Source organism: Streptomyces sp. NBC_00178, from assembly GCF_036206005.1.
GTDB lineage: Bacteria > Actinomycetota > Actinomycetes > Streptomycetales > Streptomycetaceae > Streptomyces.
Genome location: NZ_CP108143.1, coordinates 3,742,199 through 3,763,253 on the forward strand (window position 1 = coordinate 3,742,199; position 21,055 = coordinate 3,763,253).

A 21,055-nucleotide genomic window follows, 5' to 3' on the forward strand; every position below is an offset into this window, starting at 1 on the left:
CAGCGATCTGTGAGGGCTGCGGAGTGTCGGGGGCGTGCCGTTGGGCTGCGCAGGCATCGTGTTTCACGTGAAACGTCGCTCTCTGCTGCAGGGGATCATCGGCCGCGGTCGTGCGGCTGCCACGCCACGCGGCCGCGTCCCCGTACGGGTCGCCAAGTTGTCCACAGAACCGGATTCATCCACAGAACAGTCGGCCTCGCTGGTTCACGACCCCGAAAGCATGGCAGGCTCTGTTCATTGCGAGCCTGAAGTCGAGGAGAGTGAATCCTTGCGGTCCGACGCCAACATCGCGGGACCGATGACCGATCCGGTCCCCGGTCCCCGTACCGAGTCCCTGGGGGACGGTGTTTCACGTGAAACACCGCCTCCGATGGACGACACCCCCATTGGTCGCGCTGCCCAGCTGGCGGTCGAGGCGCTCGGTCGCGCCGGCGAGGGGCTTCCCAGGCCAGACCGGACACGCGTCATCGTGGTGGCCAACCAGAAGGGGGGAGTGGGCAAGACGACCTCGACGGTCAACCTGGCCGCTTCGCTGGCGCTCCACGGCGCCCGTGTTCTGGTGGTGGACCTCGACCCGCAAGGGAACGCCTCGACGGCTCTGGGGATCGATCACCATGCCGAGGTCCCCTCCATCTACGACGTCCTGGTGGAGAGCATGCCGCTCTCCGAGGTGGTGCAGCCGGTCCCGGACGTCGAAGGTCTCTTCTGCGCCCCAGCGACCATCGATCTCGCCGGTGCGGAGATCGAGCTCGTGTCGCTGGTGGCGCGGGAGAGTCGGCTGCAGCGGGCCATCCAGGCCTACGAGCAGCCGCTCGACTACATCCTCATCGACTGCCCGCCCTCACTCGGTCTCCTCACGGTCAACGCGCTCGTCGCCGGTGCCGAGGTGCTCATCCCGATCCAGTGCGAGTACTACGCGCTGGAGGGGCTCGGACAGCTGCTGCGCAACGTCGACCTGGTCCGTGGGCACCTGAACCCCGATCTCCATGTGTCCACAATCCTGCTGACCATGTACGACGGACGAACCAGGCTCGCTTCCCAGGTCGCGGAAGAGGTGCGCACGCACTTCGGCAAGGAAGTGCTGCGGACGAGCATTCCGCGTTCCGTGCGTATCTCCGAGGCCCCGAGCTATGGGCAGACGGTGCTGACGTACGATCCGGGCTCCAGTGGGTCCCTGTCGTATCTCGAGGCGGCCCGTGAGATCGCGCTGAGGGGCGTGGGAGTCCACTACGAGGCCCAGCACGCCTCTTCGGTCGAGCATGCCCGCACGGGCATGTCGAACAACCAGCAGAGCAACTCGGAGGGCATGCAGTGAGTGAGCGTCGTAGAGGGCTGGGGCGTGGGCTCGGTGCGCTGATTCCCGCGGCTCCGCAGGAGAAGCAGGTTTTCGGAACCGATGGCGCGGCCTCTTCGTCCGTGCTGACGGCCGAGCGCGGAGTGGCGGCCGCGAAAGTGGCGGCTCTGCCCACGGGAGCCAAGGTTCCCGAGCCGAGCGCGCCGATTGCCGACAGGGAGTCCGTCGCGGAGCCGGTGAACGTCGCGGGCGCGTACTTCGCCGAGATTCCCCTCGCCTCGATCGTTCCGAACCCCAAGCAGCCTCGCGAGGTGTTCGACGAGGACGCTCTGGCGGAGCTGGTCACCTCCATCAAGGAGGTCGGCCTTCTCCAGCCCGTCGTCGTACGCAAGGTCGCCGATGACCGCTACGAGCTCATCATGGGTGAGCGCCGCTGGAGGGCGTGTGGCGAGGCGGGGCTGGAAGGCATCCCGGCCATCGTTCGTGCGACCGACGACGAGAAGCTGCTCCTGGACGCGCTTCTGGAGAACCTGCACCGGGCGCAGCTCAACCCCTTGGAGGAGGCGGCGGCGTACGACCAGCTGCTCAAGGACTTCAAGTGCACCCACGACCAGCTGGCCGATCGCATCGGCCGGTCCCGGCCGCAGGTGTCCAACACGCTGCGGCTGCTCAGGCTCTCCCCGTCGGTGCAGCGGCGGGTCGCGGCGGGTGTTCTCTCCGCGGGTCATGCGCGGGCCCTGCTGTCGGTGGATGACTCGGAGGAACAGGACCGGCTGGCCCATCGCATCGTTGCCGAGGGACTGTCGGTGCGCGCGGTCGAGGAGATCGTGAACCTTCTGGGATCCGAGCCCACGAGTTCGGCCAAGCCGAGGGGCCCTCGCGCCGGCGGGCGGGTCTCTCCGGCTCTCACCGATCTGGCGTCGCGCCTCTCGGACCGTTTCGAGACGCGGGTGAAGGTCGACCTGGGGCAGAAGAAGGGCAAGATCGTCGTCGAGTTCGCTTCGATGGAGGATCTGGACCGGATTCTCGGCAGCCTGGCTCCCGGTGAGGGACGCGTGCTGGAGCGGAGCATCGAGTCGGAGCAGGACGAGGCCGACGAGGGCTGAGGTGACGTCAGGCAAAGGGCGGGCCGGGTTCCGGAACTTTCCGGAACCCGGCCCGCCCTTTGCCGTTCCTCGGTATCCCCATCACGTCTGGGTGGATACGATGCGTTCTGGTATGGCGTATCCACCACCGTGATCCACCTCAGAGGAGGCGGGGGCCGTGCGATCAGTGAATCGCAGCCACCTGGTATCAGTCGGTTTGGGGCTTGGTGCTGTCGGGGGGTTCGTGGGCAGCTTGGTCCGAGAACGCAGTGCGCTCGCGGCCGCACGTGATGCGGCGGGCGAAGGAAGCGAGGAACCGCCTACATGGGGCGTCGGTTTGTACCGCTCACACTGGACAACCTTCCGGATCTCCCCAAGCGCTGCCGCTCGTGCGTCTTCTGGGAACTTGATCCGGTCAGCGGGCAAGCCGCGATAGAGGCCGGCAGGGCCGAACCGGAGAAGGAAGCCTGGATCTCCGCTGTCCTGCTCGAGTGGGGTTCATGCGGCAGAGTCGTCTACGTGGACGATGTGGCGGTGGGGTACGTCCTCTACGCCCCGCCCGCGTACGTCCCACGATCGACCGCCTTTCCGACCAGCCCTGTCTCCCCCGATGCCGTGCAGCTGATGACGTCCCTGATCGTGCCGGGATTCCAGGGCCAGGGTCTGGGCCGCGTGATGGTGCAGACGGTGGCCAAGGATCTTCTGCGACGCGGGTTCAAGGCGATCGAAGCCTTCGGGGACGCGCGATGGAAGGAACCCGCCTGCATGCTCCCGGCGGACCATCTGCTGGCTGTGGGATTCAAGACGGTGAGACCCCACGCCACGCACCCGCGGCTGAGACTTGAGCTCCGTACGACGCTCTCCTGGAAGGAGGACGTCGAACTGGCACTGGACCGATTGCTGGGCGCCGTACAGAAGGAGCCCGCGCTTCGACCGCTGTGAGTTCCGAGCGTGCCGGCGGGTGTCAGTTCCGAGCGTGCCGGGTGGTGTGAGTTCCAAGAGTGCCGGGTGGTGTGAGTTCCAAGAGTGCCTAGATGCCGATGGGCTGGTGCGGAGGAATGCAGAACGGGCCCACCCCGGAGGGTGGGCCCGTTTCACGTGAAACAGCGCGGCGCCGCTACTCGCTGATGAAGGGCTCGAGGTCGCGGAGGATCGCGGCCTTGGGCTTGGCACCGACGATGGTCTTGGCCACCTCGCCGCCCTGGTAGACGTTCAGCGTGGGGATCGACATCACGCCGTACTTGGCCGCGGTGGCCGGGTTCTCGTCGATGTTGAGCTTGACGATCTCGATCTGGTCGCCGTGCTCCGCTGCGATGGCCTCGAGCGACGGGGCGATCTGGCGGCACGGTCCGCACCAGGCGGCCCAGAAGTCGACCAGCACGGGCTTGTCGCTCTTCAGGACATCCTCGTCAAAGGAGTCGTCGGTTACGTTCTTCAGGGCGCCGGCCACGGCTGCCTCCTTGAATTCGCGGGGTGTGGGGTTGGGGGAAAAGTCAGACTGCCGGGGTCTTCTCCGGCTCGGCGGGCTGCTCGTCGGAGAGCGCAGCGAGGAAGCGCTCTGCGTCGAGGGCTGCCGAGCAACCGGTTCCGGCGGCGGTGATGGCCTGGCGGTAGGTGTGGTCCACGACGTCACCTGCTCCGAAGACGCCCTTGAGGTTGGTACGTGTCGAGGGGGCCTGAACCTTGAGGTAGCCCTCGTCGTCGAGGTCGAGCTGACCCTTGAAGAGCTCCGTGCGGGGATCGTGGCCGACGGCGATGAAAAGGCCCGTCACCGGAAGCTCGGTCGTCTCACCCGTCGTGGTGTTGCGCAGGGTGAGGCCGGAGAGCTTCTGGTCGCCGTGGACCGCTGCCACCTCGCTGTCCCACGCGAACTTGATTTTCGGGTCTGCGAAGGCGCGCTCCTGCATGGCCTTCGAGGCGCGCAGGGAATCGCGGCGGTGGACGATCGTGACGGACTTGGCGAAGCGGGAGAGGAAGGTCGCCTCCTCCATCGCGGTGTCGCCGCCGCCGACCACGGCGATGTCCTGGTCCTTGAAGAAGAAGCCGTCGCACGTGGCACACCAGGAGACACCCCGGCCGGACAGCGCGTCCTCGTTGGGAAGGCCGAGCTTGCGGTGCTGGGAGCCCGTGGTGACGATGACCGCCTTGGCGCGGTGGACCGTGCCGGCGGTGTCCGTGACCGTCTTGATGTCGCCGGAGAGGTCGACGGAGACCACATCGTCGGGGATGAGCTCGGCACCGAAGCGCTCCGCCTGGGCGCGCATGTTGTCCATGAGGTCCGGGCCCATGATGCCGTCCTGGAAGCCCGGGAAGTTCTCCACGTCGGTGGTGTTCATCAGGGCACCACCGGCGGTGACGGCACCTTCGAACACCAGCGGCTGCAGAGAGGCGCGAGCGGTGTACAGGGCGGCGGTGTAACCAGCCGGCCCGGAGCCGATGATGATCACATTACGGACGTCGCTCACGGGTTCTTCCTCGTCTCTGCGGACTGCCTGCTGCCTGCTGGGGTCGGTTCCTCGACTCTCACCCCACCCAACGGATCCTACGGGGCATGCATTCCCGAAGTTTTCGCCCGGATCCCGGCGGAGACCTCAGGGGCGAGCGTAGGAATGCGTGAGCAGCAGTTGTCCCTTTGTGGCCGGGGCGGAACCCACGCACGTGGCATCGACGACATAAGCGGTGACGCGGCCGGGATCAGTCGCGTGAGGCAGGACGACGAGGAATGCGGCGGTGCCCTCGAAGCTGCCCTCTTCCGCGGCCAGAGCGGACGCGTCGCGGCCGGTCCCCTCCTGGACACAGGACGGGACGACCACGGTCGCTGCGCGCAGAGGAGTACGGGGGGGAGTGCCCTCGGGGGCCACACCCTCCGGCGACGACTTGGTGTCCAGGGACGGTGTAGCCGCATCGGCGTCGGGAGATCCTGTCGCTGCCGCCTCGCTCAGCAGCGTACGGACCTGTCCCCCCAGTGTGCCCTCGGAGAAGTCTCCTCCACTCGACTTTGCGGCGCTGACACCCGAGTCGGCCGCTTTGCTGGCCGACCCCTCGCTGTACTGGGCGGCCTGCAACAGGAAAATGCTTACGCCTACGGCCGCAGCGCCGAAAGCAGTTCCCAGGATCACGGTGCGACGGCGTCGCCGTGCCGGGCTCCTGCCGGGACCGGTGGCGCCACGAGGGCGCCCTGCAGGACGGGGAGCCGCCGCGCCTTCTGTCGGGTGGTCGTATGTTTCACGTGAAACAGTCGCCGGGGCCGTTGCGGTCCGGGCCGGAGCGGCCGCTTCCTTCGCCAGGGCGGCGTCGATACGCGTGGCGACGCTTTCAGGCATCGGCTCATCGAGCGGAGGGTTGCCGAGCAGGGCCCGGATCTCCTCCAGTGAGGCGTGGACCTCGGCGCACTCGCCGCAGTCGGAGAGGTGCCGGCGGAGAGCTGTCGCTCGGGACGGCGGGAGCAGCCCCTCTGTGAGGTCGGAGATCTCCGAGACGTCCGGGTGCTGAGCCGTGTCGGCCGTGGATGTCATGCGAGCCCGCCTCCCTTCACAGCCGCGGGACTGCTGTCACCGGCATCTTTTGGTCCTGATGGCGATGGGACGGATGTCCCCGGCGTCCGGTTCCTTCCCGCGACGCTGCCCTCGTTGTGCGCTCTGTCACCGCTGCTCGCTCCGTCGCCGCGCAGGTGCGTGAGCAGAGGAAGGAGCCGGGCCCGGCCTCGGGCGCAGCGACTTTTCACGGTGCCCGTCGGAACGTCCAGGATGCGAGCGGCCTCAGCGACGGGGTACGCCTGCATGTCCACCAGGACGAGAGCCGAGCGCTGTTCCGCCGGCAGGGTGGCCAGGGCCGCCAGAAGCTCGCGGTGGAGGTCCTGTCGCTCCGCAGGGGCCTCAGCGGACTCGTGCGGCTCCATCAGCTGGTCCAGCCGCTCTGTGTCGTCAACCGGTGCCGTCTTGCGGGAGGCCGCCTTGCGCGCACGGTCGAGGCAGGCGTTGACCGTGATCCTGTGCAGCCACGTGGTGACGGCGGACTGCCCACGGAAGGTGTGCGCGGCCCGGAAGGCGGACACGAGTGCGTCCTGCACCGCGTCGGCTGCCTCCTCGCGGTCCCCCAGCGTGCGCAGCGCCACGGCCCAGAGCCGGTCGCGGTGCCGGCGTACGAGCTCACCGAAGGCGTCAGGGTCGCCTGCGACATGCTGGGCCAGTAGATCCTGGTCGCTGGTGTCGGCGAAGCCGGCGGCGTCCAACGGTGAGCCCCCTCCCCTGGTGCTGCTGTCAGCTGGTGACCTTGATGTCCGCGACCTTGCCCCGGAAGTTCCCACCGTCGCTCGGAGGCAGTTTGGTCAGCCAGACCAGAAGGTACCGCGCCTGCACCGGCTTGTCGGGCTTGAGGGACACCTTTGTTCCGGTTCCCTCGGCTGCCTTGGTGAAGCCGTCCGGCATGGAGGGCACGGACGCGCCGTCGGTCGTTCTCAGCTCGACCGACGTCTCTCCGCCCAGGAAGGACACGTCGACGTTGCCGACCTGCTGGACCCCGCCCAGGTCGAGCACGACGCCGACGCCGTCCTTGAGCTTGCCGAAGTCGGCGCTGTAGTAGCCGTCCGTGTTCCAGTAGGAGGTGGCGTCCCCGTCATAGACGTTCTTTATCGACGCCGGTTTCTCGGACCCGTCCGAACCGAGCGGGTCGTAGTCCTGAGCTCCCACGATCTTCACGGGCTTGCTGGGCTCGACGGCGTTGTTGTCGTCGCCGGAGTCCGTCGTGTCGGTCTGTGTGGGGTTCGGCTCCGTCTGGTGCTTGTCCCTGTCGAGCAGGGTCTCCGCGAGCTGCCAGCTGCCGAGCCCCAGGGCGGCGATGAGCAGCGCGGACACGGCCCACTTGAGCACCTTGCCGGTGCGGCTCTGCAACGGCGGCGGAGGTACGGCGATGACCGGCTGGGTGGCGGAGGTGGGCCGGGCCGACGGGCGCCCGTACGTGCCCTGCTGGTAGGTCGTGCGCTGGTACTCCGGCGGTGCGGTGAAAGCCGACTCCGGGGGGAGGATGCGCGGCATGGCGGCGACGGCCTTCGCCAGCTCGTCCGGGGTCGTGCAGGGCTGCTCCTGGCGGGACGCGGTGGCACCGTCGTTGGCCAGGGCCCGCATCGCGATCTCGGACAGTCCGCGGTGGACACCCGCCCGGACCTGGTCCGGGGGGATGAGGCCCAGGTCCTTGGGGAGACCGGTGAGACCGTAGGCGTCGCTCTCGTAGGGCCAGCGACGGGTCAGAGCGGCGTAGAGGAGTGCGCCGATGGCCTCGGTGTCCGCACGCAGGGGCTTGTCGGCGGTGATGCCGCGAAGGGCGGCGTTCACGGCCAGCCCACGGATGCGGTACTGCCCCGTGGAACTGCGCAGTACGGCTCCGGGCGTGAGGCGCAGGTGCGACAGGCCCTCGCGGTGGGCCGCTGCCATGGCCTGGGAGATCTGGCTCACGAGCTGGTAGGCGTCGTGTGCCTCCAGCGGTCCGGCGGCCAGCAGGGCGGTGAGTTCGGTGGCGTCGGGGAGCCACTCGTGGACGACGTAGACGAGGTCGTCCTCCTCCACGGCGTCCAGCACCTGGACGAAGCGGGGATCACCGAGCAGGGCCGAGGACCGGGCTGCGGCGAGCACGGAGCGGGCGCGGGGATGATCGGCCGGCAGCAGGTGCACGCCGACCGCACGACGCAGCTTCTCGTCGACGGCGCGCCAGCTGCTGAATCCGTCCAGCCGGGTGACGCATTCCTCGAGCCGGTAGCGTCCGGCCAGCTTGTGACCGCTGTGCAGGTCGGGCGTCGCGGGGACGCTGGCCGGTTCCTCGCGGCCGTCGTCCTTTGTGCCCGCGCCCTCTGAGTCCTGGGTTCGTGCCGTCCCGTCGGTCGTGGCCGCGTCCGCCTTGGCGGTCAGCGGCTCGTCGCCGCTGTTGTCGGCCACGTCGACAGCGGCCGTGCTACGTTCCGCCACCGTCGTTCCTGCCTCCCCATCCGTTGCGTGATGCCCGCCCGCTCGGCATCACGCCAATTGTGCCCACACTCCGGCGCTATGCACGACACGCGGTGTCCCGCGATGGTTGTGCGGTCCGGCGCGCAATCAGCGTCCGAGGCGTCCCCGGACCATGCCGACCATGCCGTTGAGCTCCTCGATGCGCATCTTCTTGGCTGCGGCGAAGAAGATGCCCAGGAGGACCACACTGCCGCACACCAGCGCCACCACGGAACCGCCGGCTCCGTCCCCGAGGGCCGCGAGAAGCGCGAAGCCCACGGCGCCGCCGACGACGGCCGCGGGAAGCGCCGCCAGGCACAGACGGGCGTAGGTGCGCACCACCCGGGCGCCGTCGAGCCCGCCACCGAGCCTGCTGCTCAGCCGGCGCCAGGCGATGCCGACGCCCACCGCGTAGGCCAGCCCGTACGAGGCCGCCATACCCACGACTGCCCACTGCGCCGGAAGAACCACGTAGCAGAGTGCGGACGCAGCGGCGTTGACCGCGGCGACGATGACCGTGTTGTAGAAGGGCGTGCGGGTGTCCTCGTACGCGTAGAAGCCGCGCAGTACGACGTACTGGACGGAGTATGGGATCAGGCCCAGACCGAAGGCCATGAGGATGAAGCCCATGGACCGTGCGGCCTCGGTGCCGCTGGAGGCGTACAGCAGGGTGCACATCGGCAGGCCGAGCGCGAGGAACGTGAAGGCGACCGGGACGATGGCGACGGCCGAGTTGCGCAGGCCCTGCGAGATGTCGTCGCGGACCGCCCCGGGGTCGTTGTCGTGGGCGGCCCGGGAGATGCGGGGCAGCAGGGCGGCCATGACCGACACCGTGATGATGGCCTGCGGCATGCCCCAGATCAGCTGGGCGTTGGAGTACGCCAGGAAGCCCGCTCCGTCCTTGCCCGAGAGCTTGCCCGCCGAGGTGGCCAGCTGTGTGACCACGATGACGCCCGCCTGGTTGGCGAGCACGAAGAGCACGGTCCACTTGGCGAGCTTGACCGTCTTGCCGAGCCCGTGTCCCTTCCAGTCGAAACGGGGACGGAACCGGAAACCTGCCTCGCGGAGGTACGGGATCATGGCGAGCGCCTGGACGACCAGTCCCAGGAGCGTGCCGATGCCGAGCAGCCGGACGCCGTCCGGAGGAATCGTCTCGACGCCCATCCGGGATTCGGCCGAGCTGCCGTAGACCCAGATGAACAGGCCGAACGTGCAGATCATGACGATGTTGTTGAGGACCGGGGTCCACATCATCGCGCCGAACTTCCCACGGGCGTTGAGGATCTGGCCCATGACGACGTGGATGCCCATGAAGAAGATGGTCGGCAGGCAGTAGCGGGCGAACGTCACGGCCACGCTGTCGGCCGCGGGGTTGTTCGCGATGCTGCTCGACATGAGGTGGATCAGCCAGGGAGCCGCGAAGACGGCGGCCGCGACGATCGCACCCAGGGCCACCATCACGAGCGTCAGCAGCCGGTTCGCGTAGGCCTCGCCACCGTCGGCGTCGTCCTTCATGGACCGGACGAGCTGGGGGACGAAGACGGAGTTGAGCCCGCCGCCCACGGTCAGGATGTAGATCATCGTGGGCAGGGTGTACGCGATGGTGAAGCTGTCACCGAGCAGAGCGGCACCCAGCGCGGCGGTGATGACGAGGCTGCGTACGAAGCCTGTGAGCCTGGACACCATGGTGCCGGCGGCCATGAGGGCGCTCGACTTCAGTATCCCGGCTGCCTTGCCCCCGGATTTCGGCGGCACGGCTGCCGGAGCGGCTTCCGGTTCGGCGGGAGTGCCCGGAGGGCGGCCCGATCCCTCCTGGTCGCGGAAGAGGTGGGCGAAGGCGTCCTGCTCCTCACGGTCGTCCGACGCCTGCGTGACCAGGTCGTCCACCCCCACGTACTGGGTGGTCGCGGGGTTGTCACCGTAAGGAAGGTGCCGGGAGGGGCCTGCGGGCTCCGGTGGCGGTGTCTGCGCCCAGATCCGGGGGTCGGGTGCGTACTGGGCCGCGGGAGGCTGCTGGTAGAGCGCCTGCGGCTCCTGGTAGGTCCCGGGAGGCGGTGGCGGGTGGGAGGCACGGTCGTAGAGCGCCTCGGCCACCGGATCCTGCGCGGCGAGGTCCTGGGCGCGGTACGGATCGTGGTCGTAGGCCTGCTGCAGGTACGGGTCGGGGCTCTCCCCGTCCTGGCCGGGGCCGGGTGGCACCGGCGGACCGCCGGAGGACCCAGCTCCGCCCGCGCCCTGGCCGCGGTCACCGTCGTACGGCGCGTTCATCGAAACCCCACCTCATTGTCCGCGGCCGACCGGCCCCGACAGACGTCGCTCAACGGTCCACTTTCTCACCCGGGCCCGACGGGGCACCGCTTTCCGGACCGGTGTCCGGCCGCGGGTCACTCGGCTGCTCGGGTTCACCGCCGCCGCCCTCCGCCGTGTCATCGGCGGCTGCGCGCTTGCGGTGGGTGTACATCCGGATGCCCGCCAGGACCAGCAGAAGCAGCCCGCCGGCGATGACGAGCAACACGGTGGGCGTGACTTCCGAGACCTTCACGGTGAACGTCATCGCGTCGCCGTACGGCACATTGTCCGTCGTGAAGAGCCGGGCCGTGACCTGTGCCTGGCCGTTGGCATTGGCGGACGCGTCGAACTTCACGGACTGGCTGTGCCCGCCGCCGATCTCGATCGGCTTCTCGGCGACCGCTCCGCCCTCGTTGAGCTTGAGCCGGGTGGCATTGCCCGAGGTCAGACGGAGCACCAGGTGGTCGACACCCTGGACCAGCTTGTTCTGCACGGTCACGGGGATCGTCGCGCTGCGCCCGGACAGGGTCACGTCCGACTTCGTGATCAGCTGCACCTCGTCGGTGAGGCCCTGCAGGTAGGTACGGACGGAATCGCGGTACCGCTGCGCCTCCAGGGGCTTCCCCCGCCAGGAGGTCGAGACGGCTCGGTTGATCGCGTTCCCGAAAGGAGTCACCACCCGGTCGGGCTGGGTGAGGATCACCTGGAAGCTGTCCAGCGAGTTCTGCGTCGTCCTGATGTCCTGGAACGCCTGCGTGGGCAGTTCCTGGCTGCGCAGCTTCTTCGGGTACTGGGACGCCCTGGGCACCCGGGTGGTGGCCTGGGCGTCCGGCTTCTCTTCCGCGGCCGCCACCAGGTCGAGCGGCCGGGTCCAGCGCTCGGGGGTGAGTGCCTGCAGCGCGCGTGCCATGGTCTGGGCCTGTGCGGCGGTGGGAGCGCGCTGGGGGGCGACGACGATGCTGCGTTCGCCGTCGGAATCCTGTTCCGTCAGTGCGAGCGTCTGGGCCAGGAACTTCTGGACGGCGAGCGTCGAGGTCCCGGCCTTGGCCAGGTCGCCCGTGAACGCCGTGGACAGCCGGTGGTCGGCGACGACGGCGGTGGTGCCCCCGCCGATCGGACGGGCCGATGTCGGCGTGTAGGGGAGCCCGCCCGTCTCGTCGAAACTGTCGCTGCGGGCGATCACCTTGTGCGCGCCGGCGGACGTGGCGACGTCCACCACGGAGGGGTCGATCGCGCCGTCCAGGGGCCAGGCGAAATCGGTCGACGGTTTGACGTGCAGAACCGTCTCCACGGTCTTGCCGGCCACCTCGGTCGCCGTCTGCAGATGGCTGAGGGTGCCCGAGACGTTCTTGCCGCGGTGGGCGATGGAGGCCAGGTCCGGGTCGGCGAACGGCAGAGCCACCACTTTTCCGTCCTTGACCGCCCCTTCCAGGTCGTTGAGCCACTTCTTGGCGATGGCCTGGTTGGTCCCCGCGACGGTCTTGTCACCGACTCTGACGCGGTAGTTCTTGGTCATCGCGTCGACCGAGGCCAGCAGGTCGGGGTCGATCACCCAGGTCACGGGAAGCGGACTGCCCAGCGACACCAGCTGTTCCAGCCGGCCGCCCGGAGCGAGTTCGAGGGCCAGGTCGTCGTTCGAGAAGACGGGCGTCTGCTGTTCGTCCGAGCCCGTCTCGGCCGTGACGTGCGCGGACGCGATCAGCGGCCACAGGAAGGTCAGCCTGGTCCTGTCCTTGCTGTCCTCGGGCTGCCAGGGGAGGAAGGTGCGCTGGATGCCGAGCACCTGGTCGTAGGCGTAGTCGGAGGTCTTGCCGGTGAGGGACACCCCGAGCTGGTAGACGCCTTCGTCGTCCAGGTCCAGCTTGTCCACCGGAACCGAGAGCGTGAAGTCCTGGCTGACCCCGGGGCCGAGCTCGGAGACCTTCACCGCGTACTTGCCACCGAGCTTGGCGGGGTCGCTGCCGGGCAGGTACCCGGTGCGCTTGGCCGCCTCGTCGATCGCGCCCCTGCCGGAGAGCGCCGGTCCGACCCGCAGGTCGACCTCGGCGTCGGTGACCGGCTTCCTGCCCTTGTTCGTCAGCGTCCCGGAGATGCTGAGGGTGTCGCCCTCGACCGGTGCGCTGGGAGAGAGCGTGTCCAGGGACACATCGACGGTGCGTGATCCGGTGGGGGCCTTGGCGGCCTCCCCGGCCTGCGCGGAAGGCGCCGCGGGGCCGGCCAGGAGGCCGGTGATCAGCGGTGCCCCGGCGATCAAGGAGGCTGTGCGCCGGAGCCACCGGCGGGCAGGGGAGGGTTTCGTCCCCTGGAAGTCTGCCGCCTCGGCCACGCGTACCCGTCCCTCTTCGTCGGTTGGATGCCGGTCCTGCCGGTCTCTGCGTCCACGCATGGTAACGATGAGCCCGCGGGCTGAGTGCCGGGGTCCATGCCACATGATCGTGAGAGTGTCGCAGGGTCGCCGGAAACGCGGACGCCCGGGCCGGTCCGTGCACGTACCCTTTTCTGTTGTGCCGAACGCCAACGAAGACAGCCCCCGTGCCCTGAGCCAGGTGCAGCACCGCGCAGTCAGCGAACTGCTGCGGGTCTCCCCCGTCGCCGACGACCTCGCCCGTCGATTCCAGGAAGCCGGATTCGGTCTCGCCCTGGTCGGAGGATCCGTCCGCGACGCGTTGCTCGGCCGGCTCGGAAACGATCTGGACTTCACGACCGACGCCCGCCCTGAGGACGTACTCAAGATCGTCCGGCCGTGGGCCGACTCGGTCTGGGAGGTCGGAATCGCCTTCGGCACCGTCGGTCTGCAGAAGGACGGCTATCAGATCGAGGTCACCACCTACCGGTCCGAGGCGTACGACAGGACCTCGCGCAAGCCGGAGGTCTCCTACGGCGACTCGATCGAGGAGGACCTCGTACGGCGCGACTTCACGGTGAACGCCATGGCTGTCGCCTTGCCCGAGAAGGAGTTCATCGACCCGCACGGCGGGCTCGACGACCTCGATCAGCGTGTGCTGCGCACCCCGGGTACACCCGAAGCCTCGTTCTCCGACGACCCGCTGCGCATGCTGCGCGCAGCCCGGTTCGCCGCTCAGCTGGACTTCGACGTCGCTCCCGAGGTCGTCACGGCGATGACCGACATGGCGGAGCGCATCGAGATCGTCTCTGCCGAGCGGGTCCGTGAGGAACTCAACAAGCTGCTCCTGTCCGGGCACCCCCGCAAGGGACTGGGGCTCCTCGTGGAAACCGGTCTGGCCGACCGGGTGCTCCCCGAGCTCCCCGCGCTGCGCCTGGAAAGTGACGAGCATCACCGTCACAAGGACGTCTACGAGCACTCCCTGACGGTCCTGGAGCAGGCCATCGACCTCGAGGAGGACGGGCCCGACCTCGTCCTGCGACTGGCCGCCCTGCTGCACGACATCGGCAAGCCGAGGACGCGGCGTTTCGAGAAGGACGGCCGTGTCTCGTTCCACCACCATGAAGTGGTGGGAGCCAAGATGGCCAAGAAGCGGATGGCGGAGCTCAAGTACTCCAACGACCTGGTCAAGGACGTCTCGAAGCTGGTGGAGCTTCATCTGCGCTTCCACGGCTACGGTGACGGCGAGTGGACCGACTCCGCCGTACGGAGGTACGTACGGGATGCCGGGCCCCTGCTGGACCGCCTGCACAAGCTGACGCGGTCCGACTGCACGACGCGGAACAAGCGCAAGGCGAATGCCTTGTCGCGCACCTATGACGGGCTTGAGGAGCGCATCGCGCAGTTGCAGGACCAGGAGGAGCTGGACGCGATCCGGCCGGATCTGGACGGGAACGAGATCATGCAGATCCTGGGCGTGGGGCCCGGGCCGGTCATCGGCAAGGCCTACGCCTTCCTGATGGAACTGCGGTTGGAGAACGGGCCGATGGGGCGTGATGCCGCGGTTGCCGCTCTGAAGGAGTGGTGGGCCGCTCAGGACTGATGGGGTCGCGTCCACCAGGTCCACCACACCCATGCGCGTCCGGCGCTGTCACGGGTCATGTTTCACGTGAAACATGACCCGTGAAACGGTGGTCACGCGGTTGAGGGGTGCTGTTTCACGTGAAACAGCACCCCTCACTTGTTGGTGGGGGTCGGTGCCGATGTCAGCTGTGCACGACGTCGCCGCAACAGTGCTGCCGAGGTCGCGGCGTAGAGGGCGGCCACGGTGACCACCACGATGACTGATCGGCCGTCTGCTGGAAGCGCGAGGGCGGACAGGGCGGCGGCCGCCACGAAGGCGACGTTGAACAGGACGTCGTAGAGGGAGAAGATCCGGCCGCGGTATGCGTCGTCCACCGATGTCTGCACCTGTGTATCCGTTGCGATCTTCGCTCCCTGGGTGACGAGTCCGAGGATGAACGCCGCTGCCACCATCGGGGCGGGGGTGAACGACAGCCCCAGCGCAGGTTCCAGCAGGGCCGCCGCTCCGGCGCACCCGCCCATCCAGCCGAACCGGCCGAACCGGCCGACGGCCCATGGCGTGACGAGGGCGGCCACGAAGAATCCCGCAGCCGACGCGCCGAGGGCGAGACCGAGCAGGGCGAGGCCGTCGGACTCGCTGTCGGACCAGGCGTACCGGCAGAGCATCAGCAGCATGACGGTGAGCGCCCCGTAGCAGAACCGCAGCACCGTCATCGCGGTCAGCGCCCGGGCCGCGTCCTTGCGTTCCGCCAGATGGCGCAGCCCGGCCAGCAGGCCCGACGCCGTGGCGCTCAGCGCCTCGCGCAGTCGTACACGGTGTCGGCTCCGGTCAGGCCCGAGGAGGGTGCGAGGCAGCGACAGGGAGACCACGGCCGACAGGAGATAGAGGAGAGCGCCCAGCAGGACGACTGCGGCGTCGGACCCGTCGGTCAGCAGCCGGATGGCCAGCGCGAGACCTCCGCCCGCTGTGGCGGCCAGCGTTCCAGCGGTCGGGGAGAGCGAGTTGGCGATGACGAGCCGGTCGGTGTCCACCACGCGGGGCAGGGCCGCCGAGAGGCCGGCCAGGACGAAGCGGTTCACCGCGGTGACGCAGAGGGCGGACACGTAGAACAGCCAGTCCGGGACCGGGTTCAGGAGCAGCAGGGCCGTGCAGCAGGCCAGGCCGGCCCGCAGGAGGTTGCCGTAGAGGAAGACCTGGCGGCGTGGCCAGCGGTCGAGCAGCACTCCGGCGAAGGGGCCGATCAGCGAGTACGGGAGCAGCAGTACGGCCATGGCGGAGGCGATGGCCCCCGGCGTCGTCTGGTTCTCCGGCGAGAAGACGACGTAGGTGGCGAGCGCGACCTGGTAGACGCCGTCGGCGCACTGGGAGAGAAGCCGTACGGCCAGCAGGCGACGGAAGTTCCTCAGGCGCAGGAGCACGCGAAGATCACGCACGACAGGCATGTGGGCAAGGGTCACACACATGAGGGGTCCCCGGGCGGATTGCCCGGGGACCCCTCACAGAAGCGAACAAGCGTCGCCCGGGTCGGTCAGCGCTCGACCTCGCCGCTGATGAACTTCTCGACGTTCTCGCGGGCCTCGTCGTCGAAGTACTGGACCGGCGGGGACTTCATGAAGTACGAGGAGGCCGAGAGGATCGGGCCGCCGATGCCGCGGTCCTTGGCGATCTTCGCCGCGCGGACGGCGTCGATGATGACACCGGCGGAGTTCGGGGAGTCCCAGACCTCGAGCTTGTACTCCAGGTTCAGCGGGACGTCGCCGAAGGCGCGGCCCTCGAGGCGCACGTACGCCCACTTGCGGTCGTCGAGCCAGGCCACGTAGTCCGAGGGACCGATGTGGACGTTGTCGGCGCCGAGCTCACGGTCGCGGATCTGCGAGGTGACGGCCTGCGTCTTCGAGATCTTCTTGGACTCCAGGCGCTCACGCTCGAGCATGTTCTTGAAGTCCATGTTGCCGCCGACGTTCAGCTGCATCGTGCGGTCCAGGATGACGCCCCGGTCCTCGAAGAGCTTCGCCATCACGCGGTGCGTGATGGTGGCGCCGACCTGCGACTTGATGTCGTCGCCGACGATCGGGACACCGGCCTCGGTGAACTTGTCCGCCCACTCCTTGGTGCCCGCGATGAACACCGGCAGGGCGTTGACGAATGCGACCTTGGCGTCGATGGCGCACTGCGCGTAGAACTTCGCAGCGACCTCGGAACCGACGGGCAGGTAGCAGACGAGGACGTCGACCTGCTTGTCCTTGAGGATCTGGACGATGTCGACGGGGGCCTCGGTGGACTCCTCGATGGTCTCGCGGTAGTACTTGCCGAGCCCGTCGTGGGTGTGGCCGCGCTGGACGGTCACGCCGGTGGTGGGCACGTCGGCGATCTTGATGGTGTTGTTCTCGCTGGCGCCGATGGCGTCCGCGAGGTCGAGGCCGACCTTCTTCGCGTCGACGTCGAAGGCGGCGACGAACTCGACGTCACCCACGTGGTACTCGCCGAACTGGACGTGCATCAGGCCGGGCACCTTGCCGGCCGGATCGGCGTCCTTGTAGAACTCGACGCCCTGCACCAGTGAGGCGGCGCAGTTGCCCACGCCGACGATGGCTACGCGAACCGAACCCATGCCGATTGCTCCCTGTGTGTTCTCGGTGTTCCCCGGTACCGCACGCGGTTCTGCGGGGATCTCACTTCGTGTCGTCGGACGGATCCGGCCGGGATTGGTCCCCGTGCCGGGGCAGGCCGCCCGTCTCTCCTGATGTTTCGTGCTGAGGGGAGCCCTCGGGCGAGGATCGTCGCCGATCCTTTCCCGACCGCTCGCTCTCGATGAGCTCGTTCAGCCAGCGCACCTCGCGCTCCACGGATTCCATGCCGTGTCGCTGCAGCTCAAGCGTGTAGTCGTCGAGTCGTTCCCGGGTGCGGGCCAGCGAGGCGCGCATCTTCTCGAGCCGCTCCTCCAGCCTGCTGCGACGCCCTTCGAGCACGCGCATCCGCACGTCCCGTTCCGTCTGTCCGAAGAAGGCGAAGCGAGCCGCGAAGTGCTCGTCCTCCCAGGCGTCGGGGCCGGTGTGCGAGAGCAGCTCCTCGAAGTGCTCCTTGCCCTCCGCCGTCAGCCTGTAGACGATCTTGGCGCGCCGTCCTGCCAAGGAGGACGCGGGAGCGACCCCGCGGCCTGTGGCGGGCGGCGACGCCGGGAGGCTCATCGGCTCCTCGATCAACCAGCCGCTCGCGACCAGCGTCTTGAGGCAGGGGTAGAGGGTGCCGTAGCTGAAGGCGCGGAAGATCCCCAGCGACGTGTTGAGACGCTTCCGCAGCTCGTACCCGTGCATCGGCGACTCACGGAGCAGGCCGAGCACGGCGAATTCGAGGATGCCTGAGCGTCTGCTCACCTTCGCCGTCCCTCCTTCGCCCTGCGTCCGCGGGGCCGATGGACCCACCTTATGCCGTGCTGATGTATCGAGTCGATACATCAGCACGATAGATCGGTCCGCGATGTTCGACAAGGGCATGGTTCGTGACCGGCGTCACATCGGCGATTCATAGGGATCGACTTGCGTGATTTGGGGTGAAGTTCGGTCCCCAGAGGTTTTTGACCGTGCGTAGTCTGTGCGGCATGCAGACCACCGGGAACCACGAGACGGCGCGTCGCGTCCGTTATCGCGGACTGCCGGATGTATCGCGGCTGAGCCTTCCGCAGGGCTTGTCCGTAATTCGGGGGGACCGGATCTCAACTGCCGCTTCCAGGCACTCTTGCCTGCCCGAGGAGTAGTCGTTCGATGAGCGAGCACCGTCGCAAAGCGTCCCAACCGCAAGGTGGCGGGCGCGCAGCGGCCAGACGAGCCGCCCAACAGCCTGCTGGACGCCGCACCGATGCGTCACGCAGAGCAATGTCAGAGTCACCCTCCGACGCGCATGGCGAGGAGTCGTCGTACGGCGGCCGCGCCGAGGCGCGCCGCGCCGCCCAGCGGGGCGGGAGCAGGCGCCGCGGAGGGGGTGACAGCAGCGGTCCGGAAGGCCGTGGCAGGGGGCGTGCCGATTCAGGCAAGAAGCGCCTCATCGACTACCCGCGCGCCGGCAAGTACGGTGCACGCCGCTGGGTTCCGTCGTGGAAGCTGTTCTCCGGCCTGACCTTGGGCTTCCTCGGCGCCATGATGGGCGCCGCCGGTATCGCCTACGCCCTGGTGGTCCCACCGGAGCCCAAGGACCTCGCCACCGCCCAGAACAACGTCTACTACTGGGCCGACAACACGCGGATGGTCGCCACGGGCGGTGACGTCAACCGGCAGGAGATCGAGTACGCCCAGATTCCGGAGGCGATGAGGAACGCCGTCATCTCCGCGGAGAACAAGTCGTTCGAACACGACAGGGGCATCGACCCCATGGGCATCGCCCGCGCCTTCTACAACATGGCGAAGGGGGGTGACACCCAGGGCGGTTCGACGATCACCCAGCAGTACGTCAAGAACTCGATGCTGTCCCAGGACCAGACTCTGAGCCGGAAGTTCAAGGAACTCTTCATCACGCTCAAGGTCGGCAAGACGCAGACCAAAGAGAAGGTCATGAAGGGGTACCTCAACGTCTCCTATTACGGACGTGGTGCTTACGGACTGCAGGCCGCGGCGCGTGCGTACTACAAGAAGGACGCCCAGGAGCTGGACCCGAGCCAGTGCGCCTTCCTGGCGACGCTGCTCAAGGGCGCGAGCTACTACGACCCCGCCGGCGCCCCGGAGGTGGATCCGGTGAAGGCCACGGAGAAGGAGAACACCCGGCGGGCCAAGGAGCGCTGGGAGTGGATCCTCGACGAAGAGGTCAAGGACGGCCGGATGAGCGCGGCCGACCGCGCCAAGTACACGACCTTCCCCATGCCGGAGAAGCCCCAGACGGACGCCAAGCTGGACGGCCAGACCGGATACCTCGTCGACCTCGCCAGGAAGTACTTCCTCGCGCACAACGATAGGCACATCACCGGCAAGGAACTCGCCCTGGGCGGCTACGAGATCCACACGACGTTCGACCAGAAGAAGGTCGGGCAGCTCGAGAAGGCCATCAACACGGTCTACAAGGCCAAGATCGACCTTAAGAAGCGCCCTGACAAGGACACGCACGTCCAGTTCGGCGGCGCTTCGGTGGACGCCAAGACGGGCGCCATCGTCGCCACGTACGGCGGCCAGGACGCGACGAAGCACTACACCAACAACGCCGACGCGACCGGTGCCCAGGTCGGCTCGACGTGGAAGCCGTTCGTGCTGGCAGCAGCCATGCAGTACGGGAAGCGCGACCCGAAGCTGCCTGCCGACCAGGGCAGTTCGGACCGCGAGCTCGTGTCGCAGAAGAGCATCTACAACGGCGACAACAAGTTGAGGATCACGGACTACAAGGGCGAGGTCTGGCACGGCGAGGACCAGGCCGAGCTGCTCCAGACCAACGACGGCGATCGCAGCTACGGCCCCATCACCCTGCGCTACGCCATGGAGCAGTCCGCGAACTCCCCCTACGTCCAGCTCGGCATGGACGTCGGCACCGACAAGGTCAAGCAGGCGGCCAAGGACGCGGGACTGCGTGACGACGAGTTCATGGCCGACTCGAACGTGCCCTCGTTCTCCATCGGTACGTCCTCTCCGAGTGCCATCCGCATGGCCGGTGCCTATGCCACCTTCGCCACCAGCGGCAAGCAGAGGGACCCCTTCTCGGTCACTGAGGTGAAGCACAGGGGCGACGTCATCTACCAGCACGAGACAGTGACCAAGTCGGCGTTCCCCAGCGCCATTGCGGACAACGTCACCGACGTGCTGAAGAACGTCGTCGAGCACGGGACGGGTACCCCCGCCCAACTGCCGGGACGCGACGTGGCGGGCAAGACGGGTACCACCGACGGCAACAAGTCGGCCTGGTTCGTCGGCTACACCCCGCAGCTGTCCACCGCCGTCAGCATGTTCCGGCTGGACGACGACGAGACGAAGAAGGACCGCAAGTTCCTGGAGATGTACGGCACCGGCGGCGAGAAGTCGATCCACGGTGCCTCGTTCCCGGCACAGATCTGGCACGACTACATGGCCGAGGCCATGCAGGGCAAGAAGGTCATCGCCTTCCCGAAGCCCGAACCGTACGGCGAGAAGGTCTACGGCGGCGGCGCCAGCCCCAGCCCGACGCCGAGCCCGACGCCTTCGCCCTCGGAGACCACCAAGGCCCCCGAGACGCCGTCGCCCACCCCGACGACCCCGTCCCCCACGCCGAGCGACACGTGTGCGCCGCTCGACTGGGACTGCAAGAACGACGGCGGAACGACTCAGGGCCAGGACGACGGCGGCACCACCGACGGGACCACGAACGCGGGAACCACGGACGGCAGTGCCAACGCCGGGACGAACCAAGGCACGACACAAGGCAACACGCAGGGCAGTACGCAGGGCAGCACGCAAGGCAGCACGCAGGGCACGACCAACGGCAGTTCGAGCAGCAACGGTCAGCTCTTCGGAGGCGGCGGATAGGGCGTCGGCG

Annotated in this window: 14 protein-coding genes; 5 read left to right on the forward strand and 9 right to left on the reverse strand. The window is 68.2% G+C overall.

Going from position 1 to position 21,055, the window contains the following annotated elements; genetic code table 11:
- Positions 1-220: 220 nt before the first annotated feature.
- The 3 genes from OHT61_RS16210 to OHT61_RS16220 all read left to right on the forward strand — a co-directional run bounded on the left by OHT61_RS16210 (position 221) and on the right by OHT61_RS16220 (position 3,321).
- A complete protein-coding gene (locus OHT61_RS16210) occupies positions 221-1,315 on the forward strand; it encodes a ParA family protein (protein ID WP_329039115.1) in 1,095 nt (364 codons plus the stop codon).
- Positions 1,312-2,400 (forward strand): ParB/RepB/Spo0J family partition protein, encoded by a 1,089-nt coding sequence (locus tag OHT61_RS16215; protein WP_329039117.1) that lies wholly within the window; start codon positions 1,312-1,314, stop codon positions 2,398-2,400. Before OHT61_RS16210 ends, OHT61_RS16215 begins: the two co-directional genes overlap by 4 nt.
- Positions 2,401-2,703: 303 nt before the next feature.
- A complete protein-coding gene (locus OHT61_RS16220) occupies positions 2,704-3,321 on the forward strand; it encodes a GNAT family N-acetyltransferase (protein WP_329039119.1) in 618 nt (205 codons plus the stop codon).
- A 175-nt stretch (positions 3,322-3,496) separates the two neighbouring features.
- Here the strand turns inward: OHT61_RS16220 and trxA are convergent, their stop codons facing one another.
- From trxA to OHT61_RS16250, 6 genes are all read right to left on the reverse strand, one after another.
- Positions 3,497-3,829, reverse strand: coding sequence for a thioredoxin (trxA, locus tag OHT61_RS16225; protein WP_327116789.1), 333 nt, complete (start codon positions 3,827-3,829; stop codon positions 3,497-3,499).
- A gap of 43 nt (positions 3,830-3,872) precedes the next feature.
- On the reverse strand, positions 3,873-4,844 hold the full coding sequence (trxB, locus tag OHT61_RS16230; RefSeq protein ID WP_329039122.1) for a thioredoxin-disulfide reductase: 972 nt from the start codon (positions 4,842-4,844) through the stop codon (positions 3,873-3,875).
- A 1,046-nt stretch (positions 4,845-5,890) separates the two neighbouring features.
- Complete coding sequence (gene sigM, locus OHT61_RS16235) at positions 5,891-6,610, reverse strand: RNA polymerase sigma factor SigM (protein WP_329039124.1); 720 nt, start codon at positions 6,608-6,610, stop codon at positions 5,891-5,893.
- A 28-nt stretch (positions 6,611-6,638) separates the two neighbouring features.
- Positions 6,639-8,336: a protein kinase family protein gene (locus tag OHT61_RS16240; protein ID WP_329039125.1), complete on the reverse strand. Its 1,698-nt coding sequence runs from the start codon at positions 8,334-8,336 to the stop codon at positions 6,639-6,641.
- Positions 8,337-8,462: 126 nt separating this feature from the next.
- Positions 8,463-10,622 (reverse strand): murein biosynthesis integral membrane protein MurJ, encoded by a 2,160-nt coding sequence (gene murJ, locus OHT61_RS16245; RefSeq protein WP_329039126.1) that lies wholly within the window; start codon positions 10,620-10,622, stop codon positions 8,463-8,465.
- Between the two features lie 49 nt (positions 10,623-10,671).
- Complete coding sequence (locus OHT61_RS16250) at positions 10,672-12,969, reverse strand: DUF6049 family protein (RefSeq protein WP_329039128.1); 2,298 nt, start codon at positions 12,967-12,969, stop codon at positions 10,672-10,674.
- 178 nt (positions 12,970-13,147) lie between these two features.
- Here OHT61_RS16250 and OHT61_RS16255 point away from each other — a divergent pair, with 178 nt between their 5' ends.
- Complete coding sequence (locus OHT61_RS16255; protein WP_329039130.1) at positions 13,148-14,590, forward strand: CCA tRNA nucleotidyltransferase; 1,443 nt, start codon at positions 13,148-13,150, stop codon at positions 14,588-14,590.
- A 134-nt stretch (positions 14,591-14,724) separates the two neighbouring features.
- On the opposite strand, the gene OHT61_RS16260 is transcribed toward OHT61_RS16255, so the two are convergent.
- The 3 genes from OHT61_RS16260 to OHT61_RS16270 all read right to left on the reverse strand — a co-directional run bounded on the left by OHT61_RS16260 (position 14,725) and on the right by OHT61_RS16270 (position 17,946).
- A complete protein-coding gene (locus OHT61_RS16260) occupies positions 14,725-16,014 on the reverse strand; it encodes an MFS transporter (RefSeq protein ID WP_329039132.1) in 1,290 nt (429 codons plus the stop codon).
- An 86-nt stretch (positions 16,015-16,100) separates the two neighbouring features.
- The gene (locus OHT61_RS16265; protein WP_329039134.1) at positions 16,101-17,183 is read right to left on the reverse strand and encodes an inositol-3-phosphate synthase; all 1,083 of its coding nucleotides are present in this window, start codon (positions 17,181-17,183) and stop codon (positions 16,101-16,103) included.
- 61 nt (positions 17,184-17,244) lie between these two features.
- On the reverse strand, positions 17,245-17,946 hold the full coding sequence (locus OHT61_RS16270) for a PadR family transcriptional regulator (protein ID WP_329039135.1): 702 nt from the start codon (positions 17,944-17,946) through the stop codon (positions 17,245-17,247).
- A 387-nt stretch (positions 17,947-18,333) separates the two neighbouring features.
- Between OHT61_RS16270 and OHT61_RS16275 the strand changes: the two genes are divergently transcribed.
- The gene (locus tag OHT61_RS16275) at positions 18,334-21,045 is read left to right on the forward strand and encodes a transglycosylase domain-containing protein (protein WP_329039138.1); all 2,712 of its coding nucleotides are present in this window, start codon (positions 18,334-18,336) and stop codon (positions 21,043-21,045) included.
- Positions 21,046-21,055: the final 10 nt, after the last annotated feature.

What these genes read in the sequence shown, in the direction of transcription:
- OHT61_RS16210 (WP_329039115.1), top strand. Translation starts at nt 221, where the DNA reads ATGGCAGGCTCTGTTCATTGCGAGCCTGAAGTCGAGGAGAGTGAATCC.
- OHT61_RS16220 (WP_329039119.1), top strand. Translation starts at nt 2,704, where the DNA reads ATGGGGCGTCGGTTTGTACCGCTCACACTGGACAACCTTCCGGATCTC.
- murJ (WP_329039126.1), bottom strand. Translation starts at nt 10,622, where the DNA reads ATGAACGCGCCGTACGACGGTGACCGCGGCCAGGGCGCGGGCGGAGCT.
- OHT61_RS16260 (WP_329039132.1), bottom strand. Translation starts at nt 16,014, where the DNA reads ATGCCTGTCGTGCGTGATCTTCGCGTGCTCCTGCGCCTGAGGAACTTC.
- OHT61_RS16265 (WP_329039134.1), bottom strand. Translation starts at nt 17,183, where the DNA reads ATGGGTTCGGTTCGCGTAGCCATCGTCGGCGTGGGCAACTGCGCCGCC.
- OHT61_RS16275 (WP_329039138.1), top strand. Translation starts at nt 18,334, where the DNA reads ATGAGCGAGCACCGTCGCAAAGCGTCCCAACCGCAAGGTGGCGGGCGC.